Below are 18,366 nucleotides of genomic sequence, written 5' to 3'. Positions count from 1 at the left end.
AGGCTGCTGAATATAAAGAGTGTTGCTTTCAGCAGCCTTACAGACCGGGTTGTGAATTGCTGACGCCGGAATCACAAACCGGCGTCGGTTATTTCCATGTTGCTTGTAGTCTTCTTGTAGGTTTAGTGCACCAGCATGCCGGTGAGCCAGTAGGCCTGAGCCAGCGTGATCAAGCCGACGATCGTTGCAAAGAATAGGCTGTGCTTGAGGGTGAAGCGGAACAGATCCGACTCCTTGCCAACCAGACCGGTCGCGGCGCAGGCCACGGCGATCGATTGTGGCGAGATCATCTTGCCGGTGACGCCGCCGCTGGTGTTTGCCGCGACCAGCAGGGTGTCGTTGACGCCGATCTGGTGCGCGGTGGTGGCTTGCAGCGAACTGAAAAGGGCGTTGGACGAGGTGTCGGAACCGGTGAGGAATACGCCCAGCCAGCCCAGGAACGGCGAGAAGAACGGGAACGCTGCGCCAGTACCTGCCAGCACCAGAGCCATGGTCGAGGACATGCCGGAATAGTTGGTGACGAACGCGAACGCCAAGACCATGCCAATCGACAGAATAGGCCAGCGCAGTTCGTAGAGGGTCTCTTTAAAAGTGGTCAGACCAGTTTTGAAATTGATCCTCAGTACCAGCATCGAGATCAGTGCGGAGAAGAAAATCGCCGTGCCGGTCGCAGAAATCGGATCAAGTTTGAACACGGCTGGAATGGCGGTCGGTGCGGCCACGATCGGTGCAGTCTTGATCACCAATTGATCAAGGTGCGGAATCGCGAAGTTGAACACCCACGCGTACATCGAGCCGCCGGCAGCGAACATGGCTTTGAAAGGCTTGAGCGTCCAGATTGTCACCAGCACGGTGAGGATCAGGAACGGCGACCAGGCGATGAAAATTTCCCAGAGGCTGTAAGGCGAAACCGCGGTGGCGCGCTTCTGGCCGAAACCGCCGACGCTGCCGGTGATGGCGGCGCTGGACGTCGCGCCGGCGATTTGCGCGCCAGCGGTACGTTTTGGCTGCCAGATTTTCAGGAACAGGGTCAGCGAGATCAGGCTGGCCAGGGCCGAGGTGATGTCCGGCAGTTCCGGGCCGATGAAGTTCGAAGTGAAGTACTGAGTGATGGCAAAGCTAAGGCCCGCCACCAGCGCGGCCGGCCACGTTTCACGTACGCCGCGCATGCCGTCCATCATGAACACTAGCCAGAACGGCACGAATAGCGACAGCAGCGGTAGCTGGCGACCGGTCATGGCGCCGATTTTGAAGGCGTCGATGCCGGTGACCTGGCCGGCCACGATGATCGGAATCCCCAGGGCGCCAAACGCAACCGGCGCGGTGTTGGCGATCAGGCACAGGCCTGCGGCGTACAGCGGGTTGAAGCCCAGGCCTACAAGGAGTGCAGCGGTAATCGCGACCGGCGCACCGAAACCGGCGGCACCTTCCAGGAATGCACCGAAGCAGAAACCGATCAGCAGCACCTGCAGGCGCTGGTCATCAGTAATCGACAGTACGGAGCTGCGAATAACTTCGAACTGACCACTTTTGACCGTCAGCTTGTACAGAAACACCGCCGCGACAATGATCCAGGCAATCGGCCATAAACCATAGGCGAAGCCATAACCGGCAGCGGCAAACGCCATGTCGACCGGCATCTGGAAGGCGAAAATGGCCACGGCGATGGACAAGGCGAGCGTGATGCTGCCGGCCACATGACCTTTGAGGCGGAACACCGCCAACGCGAGGAAGAAGAAAACGATGGGAATGACGGCCGCGAGAGCGGAAACGCCAAGACTGCCGAGCGGGCTGTAGATCTGTTGCCAGGTTTGCATATGGGGTGGCCCCTAATTGTTGTTGGTCAGTCACTGTCAGCGTTCTTGGTTAATTGGTAAGACCAATTTACAATCGCTGTTGGCTAGGGTAAAAGCCTTGATGTGGGTGTGTCAATTTGTCGCCCTGAAACTTTTGTCGAATAAGCGGTGCAGACGTCATCTGATTCGGTTCGGGCGGTGTCGTCTGGTAGGTGTCGTGATGGCGCCAATAGGCCAGAATAGAGAGCCCGGCGAGCGGTCGGGCTCGTGGAGAAGTGAGTTATGGGGTTTGATCAGATACGTCAGCGCCGTTTGTCTGACGATATTGTCGAGCGGCTCGAGGGGATGATCCTCGAGGGCACGCTGAAGTCCGGTGAGCGGCTGCCGGCTGAACGCGCGCTGGCTGAGCAGTTCGGGGTTTCACGTCCATCGTTGCGCGAAGCGATTCAGAAACTGGCGGCCAAGGGGTTGCTGGTCAGCAAGCAGGGCGGTGGCAACTACGTGGTGGAATCGCTGGGTTCGACGTTCAGCGATCCGCTGCTGCAACTGCTCGAAAGCAATCCTGAGGCGCAGCGCGATTTGCTGGAATTCCGGCATACCCTGGAGGCATCGTGCGCCTATTACGCTGCATTGCGCGCGACCGATGTGGATCGCGAACGGCTGACTGCGGCGTTCGAAGAGTTACAGGACTGCTATTCGCGTCATGACGAAGTGAGTCGGGTGGAAGAGGGCGCGGCGGACGCGAAGTTTCATCTCGCGATTGCCGAGGCCAGTCATAACGCGGTGTTGTTGCACACGATTCGCGGGTTGTTTGATCTGCTCAAGCGTAACGTCGTGACCAACATCGGCGGCATGTATAAACAGCGCACAGAAACCCGCGACATGCTGATCACCCAGCATCGGGAATTGTATCTGGCGATTATTGAGGGGCGTGCGGAGCAGGCGCGGGAAGTTTCCAGTCGCCACATTTTGTATGTGCAGGAAGTGCTGGAGGAGGTGCGGCAGGAAGTTCAGCGCATGGCTCGGGCGGAGCGGCGCAAGGGGATGTGATTAGTGGTTTCTGTGGTAATGCTGCAATAGCGTTCGCGAGCAAGCTCGCTCCCCCATTTGAAATGCATTCCAAGGTGGGAGCGAGCTTGCTCGCGAATACGCTCTAAAGGCAGAAGAAATTAATCTTCCTTGCCCTTGTTGCGCACAGCACGCTGCAACTCTCGACCGGCGTCGCGTTCGCGCTCGGTGTCACGCTTGTCGTATTCCTTCTTGCCCTTGCCCAGAGCAATCTCGCACTTGACCATGTGCTTGCTCCAGTACCAGGACAGGCATACGCAGGCGTAACCCTTTTGCTGCACTGCCGCGGCGAGCTTTTCCAGCTCTCGGCGGTTGAGCAGCAACTTGCGCGTGCGCGTCGGGTCAGCGATGACGTGGGTGCTGGCGGTCATCAGAGGCGTGATATGACTGCCGAGCAGCCATGCTTCGCCATCCTTGAGCAGCACGTAACTGTCGACCAGTTGCAGCTTGCTTGCCCGCAGACTTTTTACTTCCCAGCCGGCCAGGACCAGACCAGCCTCGAACTTATGCTCGATGAAGTAATCGTGTCGCGCCTTTTTGTTCTGCGCGATGGTCCCTGTAGGGTGTTTCTTCTGTTTAGCCATAGGGGCGGCATTATATGGAGATAAACGGCTGTCGGCTACGGTGATGCTGCGTGCTTGAGCAGGTTGAGTGAATCCCGGACAATGCGGCCTCTTTTTCTAACGCTTGGGCGTGATAAACGATGTCGACAGACAAGGTTTCTGTCCACGGCAGTTGGGCTAGCCGCTGGGTATTCATACTCGCCGCGACCGGTTCGGCCGTGGGACTGGGTAGTATCTGGAAGTTCCCGTACATGGTCGGGGTCTACGGCGGCGGTGCCTTTGTGCTGATGTTTCTGGCATGTATCGCGTTGATCGGGATCCCGGTCATGTTGGCTGAAACCCTGATCGGGCGGCGTGCGCGGCAGAGTCCGGCCAACGCTTTGAAGGTGCTGGCGGTAGAAGCCGGGCATTCGGGCAAGTGGTCGTGGGGCGCGTTCGCCGGGATGATCACGGCGTTGTTGATCCTGTCTTTCTACAGTGTGGTCGGCGGTTGGTCGCTGGATTACATCATCGACATGGGGCGTGGCGACTTTCAAGGTGCCACGGCCGCTCAGGTCGGTGCCTACTTCGGCAATGTGATCGCTGATCCGTGGCGCCTGACACTTTGGCACACGATTTTCATGCTGCTGTCGGCGCTGGTGATCGCCAAAGGCGTGGTCGCCGGGCTTGAACGCAGCTTGCGAATCATGATGCCGTTGCTGTTTGTGATGATTCTGGTGCTGCTCGGCTACAGCATGACCACCGGGCATTTCATGGAAGGCGTGCATTTCATGTTCGACTTCCACCCGGAAAAAGTCCTCGACGGGTTGCTCCCAGCGATGGGGCACGCATTCTTTTCGCTGAGCGTCGGCGTCGGTTCGATCATGATCTACGGTGCTTACATGCCGAAGAATTCGTCGCTATCTGGCACGGTCGTCGGTGTGGCGCTGCTCGATACGTTTGTATCGCTGGTGGCCGGTCTGGCCTTGTTTCCTATCGTGTTCGCCGCGGGGCTGAACCCGAGCGAAGGCCCTGGCCTGATGTTCGTCAGTCTGCCATTTGCCTTTGGTAACGTAGCGTTCGGCCAGTTGATGGGGGTAGTGTTCTTCGTGCTGGTGGCGGTTGCCGCCTGGAGTTCGGCGATTTCCCTGCTGGAGCCGATGGTCGCGTACCTGGTTGAACGCACGAAAATCAGCCGCGCTTGGGTCACATTCTGGTTGGCTTTTACCTGCTGGTTCGTCGGTCTGGGCACGGTGTTTTCCTTCAATATCTGGAAGCAAGCCAAGTTTTTCGTGAACGAAGGCGGGATGTTCCACCTCTATCAATGGGGTGCGGCAAGCGGTCTGGACTTCTTCGGCGTGATCGACTTCTTCACCTCGCGGATCATGTTGCCACTCGGTGGTTTGTGTTTCGTGTTGTTTGCAGGCTGGGTGATGGGCCGTGAAGCAGTGCGCGACGAGTTGTCGATCCGCAATCCGGCGCTGTTCGCCCTGTCCCTGTTCTTGATGCGCTATGTGGCGCCCATCGGCATTCTTGTAGTGTTTGCCGCTCAGCTCTGGAAGTAACGCTTACATGACGACACATATTCAACGATCGGCGCTGCTGCCTTACCCGGCGCAATTTCTCTACGACCTGGTCAATGACGTGGCGCGTTATCCGGAATTTCTGCCGTGGTGCTCGTCTGCCGAGGTACTGGAGAGCTCGCCTGAGCATATGCGTGCAAGTGTCGGCGTAGCCAAGGGCGGCCTCAGTCAGCATTTCGTGACGCGCAATACGCTGGTGCCGGGGCAATCCATCGAGATGAACCTTGAAGAAGGCCCGTTCAATCAGTTGCATGGCGTCTGGGTATTCAAGGTACTGAACGAGAAGGCCTGCAAGATCAGCCTGGATCTGTCGTTCGACTATGCCGGGCCGTTGGTGCGAGCCACGCTGGGGCCGCTGTTCAATCAGGCTGCGAACACGCTGGTGGATGCATTCTGTCAGCGTGCCAAACAGATGCATGGTTGAGTCGGTGATCGAAATAGAGGTCGTGTACGCGGCCGTTGATCGTCAGGTCTTGCGCACGGTCAGTGTTCCCGAAGGGGTAACGGTGCGTGATGCCTTGCTCAAGTCCGGAATTGGCGACGAGTTCCCTGAGCTTGATCTGGCCGAATGCCCCGTGGGGATCTTCGGCAAAGTAATCGCTGATCCAGAGGTTCGCCTGATTCAGGCTGGGGATCGCATCGAAATTTACCGGCCGTTGCTCGCCGATCCGAAAGAGGTGCGGCGTTTGCGTGCTGCCAAGGCCGCTGAGGCAAAAGCCCGGAATCAGTAAGAAGCCAAACGGCAGGCAATAAAAAACCCGGAATTTCCGGGTTTTTTATTGCGTCGCAAATTATTGCGGCGAGGTGTCCAGCGGCTCTGGCGTCGGAACCGGAACGGTTTCTACACCATCGACGTCCTTCTGGATCTGATCCAGCAAGGAACCTGGCTTGGCCGGTTTTTCCGGTGTTGGCTCCTCGGCGTTTTCAGCAGGAGCGGTCACGTTGGTGCCACTGTCCTTGCCGAGAATGGCTTCGTCACGGCTCACGCCCGGCATAAAGTCACCGGACAGGCTGACGAGCTGGTCGTTTGAGTTGAAAATAACACTCATGCGTTCCTGCTGACGTTCACCGCCACCAGGTTGCAGGCTATACAGATAATCCCAGCGATCGGCATGGAACGTGTCGGCAAGCAGAGGGTTGCCCATGATAAACCGTACTTGCGGCCGGGTCATTCCCGGGCGTAACTGGTCTATCATGTCCTGCGTGACGACATTGCCCTGCTGGATGTCGATTTTGTAAACCCCGGGGAATGAACAACCGGCGAGTGCGAGCAGTCCCACAAAGGTGAAACTGGTTAGCAAGAGCTTGGTGTTTTGCATCGGTGGGCGACTTCCACTATCTTGGCTGGGACAACGTAAACGCCGATCATACCCGTATTAAGAGAAGCTGCGAAGCAGCATCGCGAGAAAGCTGACCATGGTTGAAAATAGCGAACTACGCAAAGCTGGCCTCAAAGTGACCCTGCCACGGGTCAAGATCCTGCAAATGCTCGACTCTACAGAGCAGCGTCACATGAGTGCCGAGGACGTCTACAAGGCGTTGATGGAGGCGGGCGAGGACGTCGGTCTGGCCACGGTTTACCGTGTTCTGACCCAGTTCGAAGCCGCTGGCCTGGTGGTCCGTCATAACTTCGACGGCGGCCACGCAGTGTTTGAGTTGGCTGACGGTGGCCACCACGACCATATGGTCGACGTGGAGTCCGGTGAAGTGATCGAGTTCTTCGACGAAGAAATCGAAAAACTTCAGAAGTCGATCGTCGAGAAGCATGGCTTTGAGATGGTTGATCACAATCTGGTGCTGTACGTACGCAAGAAAAAGTAAGCATGTCGCGCGAATTTCAGGTTCGCGAAACGAGCGAAGGCGACCCAAGGGTCGCCTTCGTGCTTTCTGCCATTCTTAAACTTTTGCGGTGACGACCATCTTTTTCGCGTGCGCCAAAGACTCTTTGGTCAGATCGATACCGCCGAGCATCCGTGCCACTTCTTCTATACGGTCGTTCTTGCTCAGCTTGGAGACGGCGGTGTGTGTTGCCTCTTCCCCGCGTACCTTGTGTACGAACAGATGCTGATGCCCCTGAGCTGCCACTTGCGGCAAGTGCGTGACGGTCAATACCTGACCGCGCTCACCAAGTCGACGCAGTAACTGGCCGACAATTTCAGCCGTCGGGCCGCCGATGCCCACGTCGACTTCGTCGAACACCAGAGTTGGAACACGGGAGGTCTGCGCAGTGATTACCTGGATTGCCAGGCTGATCCGCGAAAGCTCACCACCGGATGCGACTTTGGCCAGCGCCTTCAGCGGTTGGCCGGGGTTGGCGCTCACCAGCAATTCGACTTGTTCCAGGCCATTAGGCAAGAGTTCGTCGCTGCTGTTGGCGCGCAGCTCAATGGTGAATCGACCACCAGGCATGCCCAGACGCTGAATCTCCAACTCCACTGCACTGGCCAGGCTGTCGGCTGCCTGATGGCGCAAATCGCTCAGCTCCCGTGCCTTTTCCTGGTAGTGGCGGGCATAGGAGGCCAACTCTTCGCCCAATCGCTCAATGGATTCGTCATTGGCATTGAGCGTTTCAATTTCATCCAGCAGTTTTTGCTGCATTTCACTGACTTCGTTCGGCTGGATCCGATGCTTGCGCGCCAGCGTGTAAATGGCGTCGAGGCGCTCTTCCAGATATTGCAGGCGTGCCGGGTCGGCGTCGAAGTTATCAAGGAAGCGATTAAGTTCACCGACAGCCTCTTCGACCTGAATCTGTGCGCTGGTCAACAAACTGCTGGCTTCGCCGAGGGCGCCAACGGAATTGTTCACGCTCGACAGACGATTAAGGCTGGCGGTCAACGCATTCAACACATTCCCGGAATCACTTTCGCTGCATTGCTCGACCACTTGTCGGCAAATGCCGAGCAGGGTTTCAGCATTGGTCAGGTTCTTGTGTTCCTGCTCCAGCTGTTCGAGTTCGTTATCGCCGAGCCCGAGGTTTTCGAGTTCTTCGAGTTGGTAGCTGAGCAGTTGATGGCGAGCGCGTTGTTCGTCGCCGGAGTTGGAGAGACGCTCCAGCTCCTGACGAGTCTGACGCCAGCGCTGCGCCGCCAGTTGTACCTGGCGGGCAAGGTCGGTCGCGCCAGCGTATTCGTCCAGCAGGCGACGATGGGTATCGGTTTTCAGAAGAGACTGGTGTTCGTGCTGGCTGTGGATATCGATCAGCAGTTCGCCAAGGGACTTTAGATCGCCAAGTGGGCAGGGCGTACCGTTGATATAGCCACGAGAGCGTCCTTCCGAAGTGATGACCCGGCGCAGGATGCACGGCCCGTCGATGTCCAGATCGCGCTCGGCCAGCCAGGCGCTGGCTTCGGGGATATCGGCCAGGTCGAAGGTTGCCAGGATATCGGCCTTGTCGGCGCCCGGGCGGACGACTCCGCTGTCAGCACGATCGCCAAGGGTCAGGCCCAGGGCGTCGAGCATGATCGACTTGCCGGCGCCGGTTTCCCCTGTGATCACGCTCATCCCGCGATCAAGTTCAAGATCGAGATGTTCAACGATGGCGTAGTTATGTACGGACAGGTGCACCAGCATAAAGGCCGCTCCCAGGCTTTAGGTCTGGTTATTTATACAGTGTTTTGTTCAGGGCTGACAATGCCCTCACTTAGGTCGATTCGCTTGAGCAATGCAAATGCTTAGCACATCGAGGAATGAAAAAAAGCAGCACTTTTTTGTAGGGTTAATGCTTGAGCCCCTTGAAGACTGATTTTGCGGCCCCATATATCGGGGCAGAAGCGCGAGTCGAACTCGCGGACGATATTGAAAGGAGAATTCTATGGCTGACGAACAGACAGTAGATAAGCAAAACCCAGAAGCCAATCAGGCGCCCGAGGGTTCGGGTGACGACCTGGCGACCCGTGTACAAGTGCTCGAAGAGCAATTGGCCGCCGCGCAGGATCAGTCTCTGCGTGTTGCTGCCGATCTGCAGAACGTCCGTCGTCGTGCCGAGCAGGACGTGGAGAAGGCGCACAAGTTTGCGCTGGAAAAATTCGCCAGCGACCTGCTGCCAATCGTCGACAGCCTGGAGCGCGGCCTCGAGTTGTCGAACCCGGACGACGAAAGCATTCGTCCGATGCGCGAAGGTATCGAGCTGACCCTGAAAATGTTCCACGACACCCTCAAGCGTTATCAGCTTGAAGCGATCGATCCGCATGGCGAACCGTTCAACGCCGTTCAGCATCAGGCAATGGCCATGCAGGAAAGCGCAGACGTCGAGCCGAACAGCGTTTTGAAGGTGTTCCAGAAGGGCTATCAGCTCAACGGTCGCCTGCTGCGCCCGGCCATGGTCGTGGTCAGCAAGGCACCAGCGCCAGTTTCGCCTTCTATTGATGAGCAGGCTTGAAATTAGCCGCAAGGCCCCCATTTAGAAGTCAAGCGTTTAAGTGCTACCGCAGTCAGCCACCACTGCTGCGGCATCCAAATCCAAAGTTTCGGGAGAGTTAACATGGGCAAAATTATCGGTATCGACCTGGGGACTACCAACTCCTGCGTCTCCGTGCTGGAAAACGGCAAGGCAAAAGTTATTGAAAACGCTGAAGGCGCGCGTACCACGCCGTCGATCATCGCTTACGCCAACGATGGCGAAATTCTGGTTGGTCAGTCTGCCAAGCGTCAGGCCGTCACCAACCCGCACAACACCCTGTACGCCGTAAAGCGTCTGATCGGTCGTCGTTTCGACGAAGAAGTTGTGCAGAAAGACATCCAGATGGTTCCTTACAAAATCGCCAAGGCTGACAACGGCGACGCTTGGGTTGAAGTGAACGGCCAGAAAATGGCACCGCCACAAATCTCGGCTGAAATCCTGAAAAAGATGAAAAAGACCGCCGAAGATTATCTCGGCGAAGAAGTCACCGAAGCAGTGATCACTGTTCCGGCCTACTTCAACGACAGCCAGCGTCAGGCGACCAAAGACGCCGGCCGCATCGCGGGTCTGGACGTTAAACGCATCATCAACGAACCAACCGCAGCTGCTCTGGCTTACGGTATGGACAAGGCCAAGGGCGATCACACCGTGATCGTTTACGACCTGGGTGGCGGTACGTTCGACGTATCGGTAATCGAGATCGCTGAAGTTGATGGCGAGCACCAGTTTGAAGTGTTGGCCACCAACGGTGACACGTTCCTGGGCGGTGAAGACTTCGACATTCGTCTGATCGACTACCTCGTTGACGAATTCAAGAAAGAAAGCGGCATGAACCTTAAAGGTGACCCGCTGGCCATGCAGCGCCTGAAAGAAGCCGCTGAGAAAGCCAAGATCGAGCTGTCGTCCGCTCAGTCGACCGACGTCAACCTGCCGTACATCACTGCAGATGCCACCGGTCCTAAGCACTTGAACGTGAAAATTTCGCGTTCCAAGCTCGAAGCACTGGTTGAAGACCTGGTTCAGCGCACCATCGAGCCTTGCCGCATCGCCATGAAAGACGCAGGTCTGGACGTTGGCGCGATCAACGACGTGATTCTGGTCGGTGGTCAGACCCGTATGCCGCTGGTACAGAAGCTGGTGACCGATTTCTTCGGTAAAGAAGCGCGTAAAGACGTTAACCCGGACGAAGCTGTTGCCATGGGTGCTGCTATCCAGGGCGCCGTTCTGGCCGGTGACGTGAAAGACGTTCTGCTGCTCGACGTCAGCCCGCTGACCCTGGGTATTGAAACCATGGGTGGCGTGATGACCGCGCTGATCGAGAAAAACACCACGATTCCTACCAAGAAATCGCAAGTGTTCTCGACTGCCGACGACAACCAGGGCGCCGTGACCATCCACGTCCTGCAAGGCGAGCGTAAGCAAGCCACGCAGAACAAGTCCTTGGGCAAGTTCGACCTGGCCGACATTCCACCTGCACCACGTGGCGTGCCGCAGATCGAAGTAACCTTCGACATCGACGCAAACGGCATCCTGCACGTCGGCGCGAAAGACAAGGCGACCGGCAAGACTCAGTCGATCGTGATCAAGGCCAACTCCGGCCTGTCCGACGAAGAAATCGAGCGCATGGTGCGTGACGCCGAGGCGAATGCCGAGGAAGACCGCAAGTTCGAAGAGCTGGCGGGCGCCCGTAACCAGGGTGATGCACTGGTTCACTCGACTCGCAAAATGATCGCTGACGCGGGTGACAAAGTTACCGCCGAAGAGAAGACTGCGATCGAAGCTGCCGTGGTTGCTCTGGAAGCCGCTGTGAAAGGCGACGACAAGGCTGCCATCGAAGCGAAAGTCGAAGAGCTGTCGAAAGTCTCCGCTCCGGTTGCTCAGAAGATGTACGCCGAACAGGCTCAGCCTGCTGAAGGCGCGGCGCCGCACGACGAGAAAGCTGAAAAAGCTGACGATGTTGTCGATGCCGAGTTCGAAGAAGTCAAAGACCAAAAGTAAGTTGTTGGTCGCCCGGTTGACTGCCTTCAGGCGGTGACTGGTAGGATGTCGCCGCGCGGGAGCTTGCTCCCGCGTTGGCGTATCTGGAATACGCGAATTTTTACAGCATGCGACAAGGTTCGCGTGTTGGTGGTATGGCCGGGAATGCTCCTGCTTTTCGCGCCGAAAGTACCGCATGAATCAAAGACCAGGATCGTTGAATTGACGTGAGTTGGGTCCGGGCCTGTATTGGGGCTCAACGAGTTTGGCCATCCTCAGGAGGGGTTTGCCGAACGTCCTCAAGAGTGCGAAGAACTTATGGCAAAGCGTGACTATTACGAAGTGTTGGGTGTTGAGCGTGGCGCAAGCGATGCGGACCTGAAGAAGGCTTACCGTCGTCTGGCGATGAAGCATCACCCGGACCGTAATCCCGATGACAAAGCGTCGGAAGATCTGTTCAAAGAGGCCAACGAGGCCTACGAAGTGCTGTCCGACTCGAGCAAGCGCGCTGCGTATGACCAGTATGGGCATGCCGGTATAGATCCGAGCATGGGTGGCGGCGGTGCCGGTTTCGGTGGTCAGAATTTCTCTGACATCTTTGGCGATGTCTTCAGTGACTTCTTCGGCGGCGGTCGCGGCGGTTCCCGTGGCGGCGCGCAGCGTGGCAGCGATTTGCGCTACACCCTGGAGCTGAATCTGGAAGAAGCAGTGCGTGGCACCTCGGTGAATATCCGCGTGCCGACACTGGTCAATTGCAAGCCGTGCGATGGCTCGGGCGCCAAGAAAGGCTCGTCGCCTTCGACGTGCCCGACGTGCGGCGGCATCGGTCAGGTGCGCATGCAGCAAGGCTTCTTTTCGGTTCAACAGACCTGCCCGCGCTGCCATGGCCAAGGCAAGATCATTTCCGATCCGTGCGATTCCTGCCATGGCGACGGTCGTGTCGAAGAGTACAAAACCCTGTCGGTCAAAGTACCGGCCGGCGTTGATACTGGCGATCGCATCCGTCTGTCTGGTGAAGGCGAGGCGGGGACTCAGGGTGGTCCGACTGGCGATCTGTACGTGGTCATCAACGTCCGCGAACACGACATCTTCCAGCGTGACGGCAAGCATTTGTTCTGCGAAGTACCGATCAGCTTTGTCGATGCAGCGTTGGGCGGCGAGCTGGAGATTCCGACCCTCGACGGTCGCGTCAAACTGAAAATCCCCGAAGGCACGCAGACCGGCAAGCAGTTCCGCGTCCGCGGTAAAGGCGTGGCGCCAGTGCGTGGCGGTGGTGCGGGCGACCTGATGTGTCGTGTGGCCGTCGAAACCCCGGTCAACCTGAACCGTCGTCAACGTGAATTGCTGGAAGAGTTCCGCAGCTCGTTGGCCGATGACAACAGTCATTCGCCGAAAACCACCGGTTGGTTCGACGGTGTAAAGCGCTTCTTCGGCGATTTGTAAGGAGTCGGCATGCGACGTATTGCAGTGATGGGCGCCGCCGGGCGCATGGGTAAGATTCTGGTCGAGGCCGTGCAGCAGCGCGCGCCGCTGACCGGGCTGACTGCCGCGATCGTTCGCCCGGGCAGCACGCTGATCGGCGTCGATGCCGGTGAGTTGGCATCGCTGGGGCGAATCGGCGTGCCGTTGTCTGGTCATGTCGAATCAGTCGCTGACGAGTTCGATGTGCTGATCGATTTCACGCTGCCTGAAGTCATGCTAAAAAACCTGGCCTTCTGTCGTAAGGCAGGCAAGGCCATGGTGATCGGCACGACTGGGCTGGATGCTGCGCAGAAACATCTGTTGGCCGAGGCGGGCAAGGATATTCCCATCGTGTTCGCCGCCAACTTCAGTGTCGGGGTGAATCTGTCGCTGAAGCTGCTTGATATGGCTGCGCGAGTGCTGGGTGATGATGCGGATATCGAAATCATCGAAGCGCATCACCGGCACAAGATCGATGCGCCGTCGGGTACGGCGTTGCGCATGGGTGAAGTGATTGCCAGCGCGCTGGATCGTGATCTGCAGAAGGTTGCGGTCTATGGGCGTGAAGGGCACACCGGTGTACGCGAGCGTGAAACCATTGGTTTTGCCACGGTGCGCGGTGGGGATGTGGTCGGTGATCACACGGTGCTGTTCGCCTGTGAAGGTGAGCGGCTCGAAATCACGCACAAGGCTTCCAGTCGCATGACCTTCGCCAAGGGAGCGGTGCGCGCTGCGTTGTGGCTGGAGGGTCGCGCGCCGGGCCTTTACGACATGCAAGACGTGCTCGACCTGCATTAAATGCTATAGAAACCGGGTTCAAACCACAGGTTTGAGCCCGGTTATTTCCGCCAAGCGACGCCCTGTCGCATTCTCTGCCCTTTCGGGCTCATTGGCGGTAGACCAAAAAAGCCTTTTTCTGTAAGCTACAGCTTTAGTGTGTCCACTAAAAGCGCGCAGAATTATTCAGTGAACAAGCGGGGTGACGTGTCCATACGTCATTCCGCTTTTTTACAACCTGCGATCGCCCTTTCATGCGTTATTTACGGGAGGTCTTCTTGACTAAGCCAGCCATACTTGCCCTTGCTGATGGCAGCATTTTTCGCGGCGAAGCCATTGGTGCCGACGGTCAAACCGTTGGTGAGGTGGTGTTCAACACCGCAATGACCGGCTATCAGGAAATCCTTACCGATCCTTCCTACGCCCAACAGATCGTTACCCTGACCTACCCGCACATTGGCAACACCGGCACCACGCCGGAAGATGCCGAGTCGGATCGCGTCTGGTCTGCCGGTCTGGTCATCCGCGACCTGCCGCTCGTGGCGAGCAACTGGCGTAACACGATGTCCCTGGACGATTACCTGAAAGCCAACAATGTTGTGGCAATCGCCGGTATCGATACCCGTCGCCTGACCCGCATCCTGCGGGAAAAAGGCGCCCAGAACGGCTGCATTATGGCCGGCGACAACATCTCCGAAGAAGCCGCCATTGCCGCAGCGCAAGGCTTCCCGGGTCTGAAGGGCATGGATCTGGCGAAAGTCGTCAGCACCAAGAAGCAATACGAATGGCGCTCGACGGTCTGGGACCTGAAAACCGACAGCCACGCGACCATCGAAGCCTCCGAGCTGCCATACCACGTGGTTGCCTACGACTACGGTGTCAAGGTCAACATCCTGCGCATGCTGGTCGAACGCGGCTGCCGCGTCACCGTCGTGCCGGCGCAAACGCCTGCTGCCAACGTACTGGCGCTGAAACCGGATGGCGTGTTCCTGTCCAACGGCCCTGGTGACCCGGAGCCATGCGACTACGCCATCAAGGCGATCAAGGAAGTGCTGGAAACCGAAATTCCGGTATTCGGCATCTGCCTCGGTCACCAGCTGCTGGCTTTGGCTTCCGGCGCCAAGACCCTGAAAATGGGGCACGGCCACCACGGTGCCAACCACCCGGTACAAGATCTGGACACTGGCGTCGTGATGATCACCAGCCAGAACCACGGTTTTGCGGTAGACGAAGTAACCCTGCCAGCCAACGTTCGCGCGATCCACAAATCGCTGTTCGACGGCACCCTGCAAGGGATTGAGCGCACCGACAAGAGCGCGTTCAGCTTCCAGGGTCACCCTGAAGCGAGCCCGGGCCCGAACGATGTGGCGCCACTGTTCGACCGCTTCATCAACGAGATGGCCAAGCGACGCTAAGCGTTCGCCTTGAGACTGTAGAGAGAAGCCCCTCGAGGGTGGCCCCGCTACCGGCGGCCCCTTCGAGGCTTCAGAAATCGATCAAGACGGCTTGCCGACTGACCTGCGGATTTGAGTGACAAACCCATGCCAAAACGTACAGACATTAAAAGCATCCTGATTCTCGGCGCTGGCCCGATCGTTATCGGCCAGGCCTGCGAATTCGACTACTCCGGCGCCCAGGCTTGCAAAGCCCTGCGCGAAGAGGGTTATCGCGTCATCCTGGTGAACTCCAACCCGGCCACCATCATGACCGACCCGTCGATGGCCGACGCGACTTACATCGAACCGATCAAGTGGCAGACCGTTGCCAAGATCATCGAGAAAGAGCGTCCAGACGCACTGCTGCCGACCATGGGCGGTCAGACCGCTCTGAACTGCGCCCTCGACCTGGAGCGCGAAGGCGTTCTGGAGAAGTTCGGTGTGGAAATGATCGGCGCCAACGCCGACACCATCGACAAGGCTGAAGACCGTTCGCGTTTCGACAAGGCGATGAAGTCCATCGGCCTGGCGTGCCCGCGCTCCGGTATCGCCCACAGCATGGAAGAAGCCAACGCGGTTCTCGAAACCCTCGGCTTCCCGTGCATCATCCGTCCGTCGTTCACTATGGGCGGCACCGGCGGCGGTATCGCTTACAACCGTGAAGAGTTCGAAGAAATCTGCGCCCGTGGTCTGGACCTGTCGCCGACCAAAGAGCTGCTGATCGACGAATCGCTGATCGGCTGGAAAGAATATGAAATGGAAGTTGTCCGTGACAAAAAGGACAACTGCATCATCGTCTGCTCGATCGAGAACTTCGACCCGATGGGCGTGCACACCGGTGACTCGATCACTGTTGCCCCGGCTCAGACCCTGACCGACAAGGAATACCAGATCCTGCGTAACGCCTCCCTGGCGGTACTGCGCGAGATCGGCGTCGAGACCGGCGGTTCCAACGTGCAATTCGGTATCTGCCCGGACACTGGCCGTATGGTCGTGATCGAAATGAACCCGCGCGTATCGCGTTCTTCGGCCCTGGCTTCGAAGGCCACCGGTTTCCCGATCGCCAAAGTCGCGGCCAAACTGGCTGTGGGCTACACCCTCGACGAACTGTCGAACGACATCACTGGCGGCAAGACCCCGGCGTCCTTCGAGCCGTCGATCGACTATGTCGTCACCAAGCTGCCACGCTTTGCTTTCGAAAAATTCGCTAAGGCTGACGCGCGTCTGACCACTCAGATGAAGTCGGTGGGTGAGGTCATGGCGATCGGCCGGACTTTCCAGGAATCCCTGCAGAAAGCCCTGCGGGGTCTGGAAGTGGGCGTTTGCGGCCTGGACGAGAAGCTCGACCTGAGCAATCCGGAAAGCATGAGCGTGCTCAAGCGCGAACTGACCGTGCCGGGTGCCGAGCGTATCTGGTACGTGGCCGACGCTTTCCGCGCCGGCATGACTGTCGAAGAGATTTTCGGCATGAACATGATCGATCCGTGGTTCCTGGTACAGATCGAAGATCTGATCAAGGAAGAAGAGAAGGTCAAGACCCTCGGTCTGTCCTCGATCGACCGCGACCTGATGTTCAAGCTCAAGCGCAAAGGCTTCTCCGATCAGCGTCTGGCCAAGCTGCTGGGTGTTACCGAGAAGAACCTGCGGACTCATCGTCACAAGCTGGAAGTGTTCCCGGTCTATAAGCGCGTTGACACTTGCGCTGCCGAGTTCGCCACTGATACCGCCTATATGTATTCGACCTACGAGGAAGAATGCGAAGCAGCGCCGTCGGGTCGCGACAAGATCATCATCCTCGGCGGTGGTCCAAACCGTATCGGTCAGGGCATCGAGTTCGACTACTGCTGCGTACACGCCGCCCTCGCTCTGCGCGAAGACGGGTACGAGACCATCATGGTCAACTGCAACCCGGAAACCGTTTCCACTGACTACGACACTTCCGACCGTCTGTACTTCGAATCGGTAACCCTGGAAGACGTGCTGGAAATCTGCCGCGTCGAGAAGCCGAAAGGCGTCATCGTCCAGTACGGCGGCCAGACCCCGCTGAAACTGGCTCGCGCCTTGGAAGCCGCTGGCGTGCCGATCATCGGCACCAGCCCTGACGCCATCGACCGCGCCGAAGACCGTGAGCGCTTCCAGCAAATGGTTGAGCGCCTGAACCTGCGTCAGCCGCCAAACGCTACCGTGCGCAGCGAAGACGAAGCGATTCGCGCTGCGGCCAAGATCGGTTATCCGCTGGTGGTTCGCCCGTCCTACGTGTTGGGCGGCCGTGCGATGGAAATCGTCTACGAAGAAGAAGAGCTCAAGCGCTATCTGCGTGACGCGGTGAAAGTGTCCAACGACAGCCCGGTGCTGCTCGACCACTTCCTCAACTGCGCCATCGAGATGGACGTGGATGCGGTCTGCGACGGTAAAGACGTGGTCATCGGCGCGATCATGCAGCACATCGAACAGGCTGGCGTTCACTCCGGTGACTCCGCTTGCTCGCTGCCGCCGTACTCGCTGCCGGCGCACATCCAGGACGAGATGCGCGAACAGGTCAAGAAAATGGCCCTGGAACTGGGCGTTGTCGGCCTGATGAACGTGCAATTGGCGCTGCAAGGCGAAGACATCTACGTCATCGAAGTCAACCCGCGCGCTTCCCGCACCGTGCCGTTCGTATCCAAGTGCATCGGTGTTTCCCTGGCCATGATCGCGGCTCGCGTGATGGCAGGTAAAACCCTGAAAGAAATCGGCTTCACTAAAGAAATCATCCCGAACTTCTACAGCGTGAAAGAGGCGGTCTTCCCGTTCGCCAAATTCCCTGGCGTTGACCCGATCCTCGGCCCAGAGATGAAGTCGACCGGTGAAGTGATGGGTGTCGGTGACACCTTCGGTGAAGCGTTCGCCAAAGCCCAAATGGGCGCGAGCGAAGTGCTGCCAACCGGCGGCACTGCATTCATCAGTGTGCGTGATGATGACAAACCACTGGTTGCAGGCGTGGCCCGTGATCTGATCAACTTGGGCTTCGAAGTGGTTGCCACTGCCGGTACTGCCAAGCTGATCGAAGCCGCAGGCCTGAAAGTGCGCCGTGTGAACAAGGTGACCGAGGGTCGTCCGCACGTGGTCGACATGATCAAGAATGACGAAGTCACGCTGATCATCAACACCACCGAAGGTCGTCAGTCGATCGCCGATTCCTACTCCATTCGTCGTAATGCCTTGCAGCACAAGATTTACTGCACCACCACCATTGCTGCTGGCGAAGCTATCTGTGAAGCGCTGAAGTTCGGTCCGGAAAAGACCGTGCGTCGCTTGCAGGATCTACACGCAGGATTGAAGGCATGA

At 57.9% G+C, this 18,366-nt stretch carries 15 protein-coding genes; 11 read left to right on the top strand and 4 right to left on the bottom strand.

The window, feature by feature from the left end:
- Positions 1 to 122: 122 nt before the first annotated feature.
- A complete protein-coding gene (locus tag AB4P91_RS01440) occupies positions 123 to 1,817 on the bottom strand; it encodes a lactate permease LctP family transporter (RefSeq protein ID WP_150595105.1) in 1,695 nt (564 codons plus the stop codon).
- 261 nt (positions 1,818 to 2,078) lie between these two features.
- Here AB4P91_RS01440 and AB4P91_RS01435 point away from each other — a divergent pair, with 261 nt between their 5' ends.
- On the top strand, positions 2,079 to 2,846 hold the full coding sequence (locus tag AB4P91_RS01435) for an FCD domain-containing protein (RefSeq protein WP_042557575.1): 768 nt from the start codon (positions 2,079 to 2,081) through the stop codon (positions 2,844 to 2,846).
- 119 nt (positions 2,847 to 2,965) lie between these two features.
- On the opposite strand, the gene smpB is transcribed toward AB4P91_RS01435, so the two are convergent.
- Entirely contained in the window at positions 2,966 to 3,448 is a 483-nt protein-coding gene (gene smpB / locus AB4P91_RS01430; protein WP_007900551.1) for an SsrA-binding protein SmpB, read from the bottom strand.
- A gap of 119 nt (positions 3,449 to 3,567) precedes the next feature.
- On the opposite strand from smpB, the gene AB4P91_RS01425 reads away from it, so the two are divergent.
- Genes AB4P91_RS01425 through AB4P91_RS01415 form a run of 3 tightly spaced genes read left to right on the top strand, consistent with a single transcriptional unit; the run spans position 3,568 to position 5,720 of the window.
- Positions 3,568 to 4,971: a sodium-dependent transporter gene (locus AB4P91_RS01425; protein WP_150595104.1), complete on the top strand. Its 1,404-nt coding sequence runs from the start codon at positions 3,568 to 3,570 to the stop codon at positions 4,969 to 4,971.
- Between the two features lie 7 nt (positions 4,972 to 4,978).
- The gene (locus AB4P91_RS01420) at positions 4,979 to 5,413 is read left to right on the top strand and encodes a type II toxin-antitoxin system RatA family toxin (RefSeq protein WP_016986510.1); all 435 of its coding nucleotides are present in this window, start codon (positions 4,979 to 4,981) and stop codon (positions 5,411 to 5,413) included.
- A complete protein-coding gene (locus AB4P91_RS01415; RefSeq protein ID WP_210701350.1) occupies positions 5,406 to 5,720 on the top strand; it encodes an RnfH family protein in 315 nt (104 codons plus the stop codon). The genes AB4P91_RS01420 and AB4P91_RS01415 overlap by 8 nt, the downstream gene beginning before the upstream one ends.
- Positions 5,721 to 5,780: 60 nt before the next feature.
- On the opposite strand, the gene AB4P91_RS01410 is transcribed toward AB4P91_RS01415, so the two are convergent.
- A complete protein-coding gene (locus AB4P91_RS01410) occupies positions 5,781 to 6,308 on the bottom strand; it encodes an outer membrane protein assembly factor BamE (protein WP_150595102.1) in 528 nt (175 codons plus the stop codon).
- 97 nt (positions 6,309 to 6,405) lie between these two features.
- Between AB4P91_RS01410 and fur the strand changes: the two genes are divergently transcribed.
- A complete protein-coding gene (gene fur / locus AB4P91_RS01405; RefSeq protein ID WP_150595101.1) occupies positions 6,406 to 6,810 on the top strand; it encodes a ferric iron uptake transcriptional regulator in 405 nt (134 codons plus the stop codon).
- A gap of 75 nt (positions 6,811 to 6,885) precedes the next feature.
- On the opposite strand, the gene recN is transcribed toward fur, so the two are convergent.
- Positions 6,886 to 8,559: a DNA repair protein RecN gene (gene recN / locus AB4P91_RS01400; RefSeq protein ID WP_150595100.1), complete on the bottom strand. Its 1,674-nt coding sequence runs from the start codon at positions 8,557 to 8,559 to the stop codon at positions 6,886 to 6,888.
- Between the two features lie 241 nt (positions 8,560 to 8,800).
- Between recN and grpE the strand changes: the two genes are divergently transcribed.
- The 6 genes from grpE (at position 8,801) to carB (ending at position 18,366) form a co-directional block, all read left to right on the top strand.
- Positions 8,801 to 9,367, top strand: coding sequence for a nucleotide exchange factor GrpE (grpE, locus tag AB4P91_RS01395; RefSeq protein ID WP_042557580.1), 567 nt, complete (start codon positions 8,801 to 8,803; stop codon positions 9,365 to 9,367).
- Positions 9,368 to 9,469: 102 nt separating this feature from the next.
- Positions 9,470 to 11,386 carry a molecular chaperone DnaK gene (gene dnaK, locus AB4P91_RS01390; protein ID WP_150595099.1) on the top strand — a complete coding sequence of 639 codons (1,917 nt, stop codon included), beginning with the start codon at positions 9,470 to 9,472 and terminating at the stop codon, positions 11,384 to 11,386.
- Between the two features lie 297 nt (positions 11,387 to 11,683).
- Positions 11,684 to 12,808, top strand: coding sequence for a molecular chaperone DnaJ (gene dnaJ, locus AB4P91_RS01385; RefSeq protein WP_150595098.1), 1,125 nt, complete (start codon positions 11,684 to 11,686; stop codon positions 12,806 to 12,808).
- A 9-nt stretch (positions 12,809 to 12,817) separates the two neighbouring features.
- Positions 12,818 to 13,624, top strand: coding sequence for a 4-hydroxy-tetrahydrodipicolinate reductase (gene dapB / locus AB4P91_RS01380; RefSeq protein ID WP_150595097.1), 807 nt, complete (start codon positions 12,818 to 12,820; stop codon positions 13,622 to 13,624).
- Between the two features lie 257 nt (positions 13,625 to 13,881).
- Complete coding sequence (gene carA / locus AB4P91_RS01375; protein ID WP_395604153.1) at positions 13,882 to 15,018, top strand: glutamine-hydrolyzing carbamoyl-phosphate synthase small subunit; 1,137 nt, start codon at positions 13,882 to 13,884, stop codon at positions 15,016 to 15,018.
- A 126-nt stretch (positions 15,019 to 15,144) separates the two neighbouring features.
- Positions 15,145 to 18,366: a carbamoyl-phosphate synthase large subunit gene (gene carB / locus AB4P91_RS01370; protein WP_150595095.1), complete on the top strand. Its 3,222-nt coding sequence runs from the start codon at positions 15,145 to 15,147 to the stop codon at positions 18,364 to 18,366.

This window comes from Pseudomonas sp. B21128 (assembly GCF_044218865.1).
Classification (GTDB): Bacteria; Pseudomonadota; Gammaproteobacteria; order Pseudomonadales; family Pseudomonadaceae; genus Aquipseudomonas; species Aquipseudomonas iridis.
The sequence above is the reverse complement of the archived record's forward strand: the minus strand, read 5'-3'. Positions and strand labels throughout refer to the sequence as shown.

Coding starts and splice junctions, on each gene's coding strand:
- AB4P91_RS01420 (WP_016986510.1), top strand. CDS start 4,979: ATGACGACACATATTCAACGATCGGCGCTGCTGCCTTACCCGGCGCAA.
- grpE (WP_042557580.1), top strand. CDS start 8,801: ATGGCTGACGAACAGACAGTAGATAAGCAAAACCCAGAAGCCAATCAG.
- smpB (WP_007900551.1), bottom strand. CDS start 3,448: ATGGCTAAACAGAAGAAACACCCTACAGGGACCATCGCGCAGAACAAA.
- AB4P91_RS01410 (WP_150595102.1), bottom strand. CDS start 6,308: ATGCAAAACACCAAGCTCTTGCTAACCAGTTTCACCTTTGTGGGACTG.
- dapB (WP_150595097.1), top strand. CDS start 12,818: ATGCGACGTATTGCAGTGATGGGCGCCGCCGGGCGCATGGGTAAGATT.
- carB (WP_150595095.1), top strand. CDS start 15,145: ATGCCAAAACGTACAGACATTAAAAGCATCCTGATTCTCGGCGCTGGC.
- AB4P91_RS01425 (WP_150595104.1), top strand. CDS start 3,568: ATGTCGACAGACAAGGTTTCTGTCCACGGCAGTTGGGCTAGCCGCTGG.
- dnaJ (WP_150595098.1), top strand. CDS start 11,684: ATGGCAAAGCGTGACTATTACGAAGTGTTGGGTGTTGAGCGTGGCGCA.
- AB4P91_RS01435 (WP_042557575.1), top strand. CDS start 2,079: ATGGGGTTTGATCAGATACGTCAGCGCCGTTTGTCTGACGATATTGTC.
- AB4P91_RS01415 (WP_210701350.1), top strand. CDS start 5,406: ATGGTTGAGTCGGTGATCGAAATAGAGGTCGTGTACGCGGCCGTTGAT.
- AB4P91_RS01440 (WP_150595105.1), bottom strand. CDS start 1,817: ATGCAAACCTGGCAACAGATCTACAGCCCGCTCGGCAGTCTTGGCGTT.
- recN (WP_150595100.1), bottom strand. CDS start 8,559: ATGCTGGTGCACCTGTCCGTACATAACTACGCCATCGTTGAACATCTC.
- fur (WP_150595101.1), top strand. CDS start 6,406: ATGGTTGAAAATAGCGAACTACGCAAAGCTGGCCTCAAAGTGACCCTG.
- dnaK (WP_150595099.1), top strand. CDS start 9,470: ATGGGCAAAATTATCGGTATCGACCTGGGGACTACCAACTCCTGCGTC.